Raw genomic sequence first — 2,640 nt, forward strand, 5'->3', positions numbered from 1 at the left:
AGTGGCATCGAACGGGCCGGACACCGGCCCCGCCGCCGTCGCCAGCAGAGCGAGCACGGTCGCCGCCCGCATCAATGCCCCGGCAGCACGCTCGGCTTCTCGGCGGCCGATCCCTGGCGCGCGGCAGCGACGACCGCGACCGGCACCGGCGGGGCATGGTTGCTCCAGGAAGAGCGGATATGGGTGATGACGGCGGCGATCTGCTGATCATTGAGATCGCTGGAGAAGCTGGGCATCCCGCCGCGCCCCTTGAGCAGCGTCCTGGCGATCGGTGCCGCCGGCCCGCGCACATAGGGGTCGCCGTCCAGCGCCGGGAAGGCACCCGGGATGCCCTTGCCGTTCGCCTGATGGCAAGCGACGCAGTTCTGCGCAAAGACCGCGGCACCGTTCACCGCCGCGGCCGGCGGTGGCGCGGCCAGCGCGGCGACACCGGCCAGCGCCGACACGCCCATCATCGCCAGTCCCACCGACACGATCGTGCCGGTCCTCGTTCCAAATCGTCCTGCTAGCGTCATGTAACGGTCCTCGTCCTCAGGCGTGCACGCGACGGTGCAATCTGTCGATCTGCTGCCAGGCGGACTCGATGCCGCCCTCCTGCCAGCCGGTGATGTAGCTCAAATGCTCGCCGGCGAGATACAGACGCCCGTCCGGCTGGCACAAGGTCGGATAGTATTTCGCCCGCCCCTCGTCGGTCCATTGCGCCCAGCCGCCCAAGTTGAAGGGCACGCGGTGCCACGCGATCGAGAAGGCGCTGTCGCAAGCGTCGGCATATTCGGGGAAGGTCTTCTTGCCGGCCGCCAGCGCGAACTTCCTGCGGCCTTCCAGGCTCAGCGCACTGACCTTGGCAGCCGGCGCGCCGTGCGGGTAATAGCCGAGCAGCACGCCCTTCTCGCCCAGCCAGCCGGTCGAGGGGAAGCTGATCGACTGAACCTCGGGATCGTCGACATAGATGTGGCCGCCATAGATGTTGTACTTCTCTTCCCAGAATCGGGTCTTCATCTGCAGGCCGATCTTGCAGACCAGCGCATAGGCGACCTCGCTCATCGCCTCCTTGAACGCCGGCGCGCACTGGACGTCGATCGACTTCAGCACCGATAGCGGAATGGTGCAGACGCAGTAATCGGCGGTGACGCTGCCCTGCTGACCGTCGGGCGTCTTGTAGGAGACGGTGACCGAGTTCGCGTCCTGCGCGATCTTCTCGACGACATGATTGAGCCTGATCTGCAGCTTGAGGTTGCGCACGAAGCCGGCCGGCAGCTGGTCCATGCCGCCCACCGGCTCGAACATAGTGCGCTGCTGGTCGAAGGCCGACACCGATTTCAGCACCCGCCAGGTCTGCGACTGGAGGATGTCGCCCAGCTTGTGCGGGGTCGACGGCTTGCCGGGGCCGGGGTCGACGCCCGCGCCGGGATTGACATCGAACCCGCGCCCTTCGGTGCCGACATATTTCATGTCGTCGGGCGTCAGATAGCCTTCCGAACGGAGATAATCGAGGAACAGCTCCTTGTCGCCGGGGCCGAACTGCTGGTCGAGCGCACCCTGGCGGACGCACTTGGCCAGCATCTCGCTGGCATAGCCGCGCATGTCGGCGGCGACCTCCTGCTTGCGGACCGGCCGCGCGGCGAGCGGCCCCTTGCCCTTGTCGAAGTTGATGAAGCTGTGGTCGTTGTCGTTGTTGAACAGCTCCACCGGCACCCGGAACTTGCGCGCGTAATGCAGATAGCCCTGGTGCATGTACGGGATGCGCCAGGGGCCGGGATTGATGTAGAGCCCCTCGTCGAAGGTGCAGGTCTGCGGCTCGCCGCCGAATTCGGTCAGCTGCGTGCCCTTGCGCGCCGTGTACGAGCGGCCGCCGACGCGATCGCGCCCCTCCAGCACGGTGACATCGTAGCCGGCGCTCGACAGCTCATAGGCCGCCGACAACCCGGCGACGCCGGTACCCAGCACGATCACCTTCTTGCCCTTGGCCCCGCCGGTCAGCTTGGGCGGTTCCGCCCCGGCCGAGCCGATGCCGAAGCCCAATGCCTCCATGCCGGCCATGACCAGCGCCGTGCCGCCCACCATGCTGAGCTGTTCAAGGAAGGTGCGGCGGCTGAAACCACCTCCCGCTGCCGACATGATGGTCATCGATGCTCTCCAACGTCCTGACGTCCGGCCGAGGATCAGCCGCGTCGATCGATCTCAGAGCATCCCCGCACCCCCGGCGCTCGTCATGGAGCGTCTCGTCAGGCTGTGTAACAAGAGCGCACATGCAAGCGCGTGACGCAACAGGAAATAAGGCTGCAGACACTCTCGATCGAGATTTGTTGCAAAGCACCGTATTGCAGGCCACCAGCAGGCGTCCCCCGCCAGCCGTCACACCTGGTGCGGCTATGGCAGATATAGCTTGCCGCCGGTGATCGGGACCGGAACGCCGGTCGTCGTCGGATAGGTAAGCGGCAGGCCGCGCACCGTCCTCGCGGCGAGGAACGCCATCGCCTCCGCCTCGATGAAGTCGCCACGCAGACCTTCGTCGTCGACCGATGCGACATCGCCGAGCGCGTCGCGCAGCGCCGCCATCAGCGCAGGATTGTGCCGCCCGCCGCCGCAGACCAGCCAGCGGCGCGTCGGCTCGGGCAGCTGCGCCGCGCCCAGCCGCAC

3 protein-coding genes are annotated in these 2,640 nt (G+C 67.0%); all 3 read right to left on the minus strand.

Annotated features, from left to right (window positions below; translation table 11 throughout):
* Positions 1–71 precede the first annotated feature (71 nt).
* Complete coding sequence (locus HUU96_RS14590; protein ID WP_217430342.1) at positions 72–515, minus strand: c-type cytochrome; 444 nt, start codon at positions 513–515, stop codon at positions 72–74.
* A 16-nt stretch (positions 516–531) separates the two neighbouring features.
* Positions 532–2,127, minus strand: a complete 1,596-nt coding sequence (locus HUU96_RS14595; RefSeq protein ID WP_174293461.1) for a flavin monoamine oxidase family protein — start codon at positions 2,125–2,127, stop codon at positions 532–534.
* Between the two features lie 243 nt (positions 2,128–2,370).
* The coding region (locus HUU96_RS14600; RefSeq protein WP_174293462.1) for an anhydro-N-acetylmuramic acid kinase at positions 2,371–2,640 on the minus strand (270 nt) is incomplete at its 5' end.

Source organism: Sphingomonas bacterium, from assembly GCF_903644135.1.
Taxonomy (GTDB): Bacteria; Pseudomonadota; Alphaproteobacteria; order Sphingomonadales; family Sphingomonadaceae; genus Sphingomonas.

Coding starts and splice junctions, on each gene's coding strand:
- HUU96_RS14590 (WP_217430342.1), bottom strand. CDS start 515: ATGACGCTAGCAGGACGATTTGGAACGAGGACCGGCACGATCGTGTCG.
- HUU96_RS14595 (WP_174293461.1), bottom strand. CDS start 2,127: ATGACCATCATGTCGGCAGCGGGAGGTGGTTTCAGCCGCCGCACCTTC.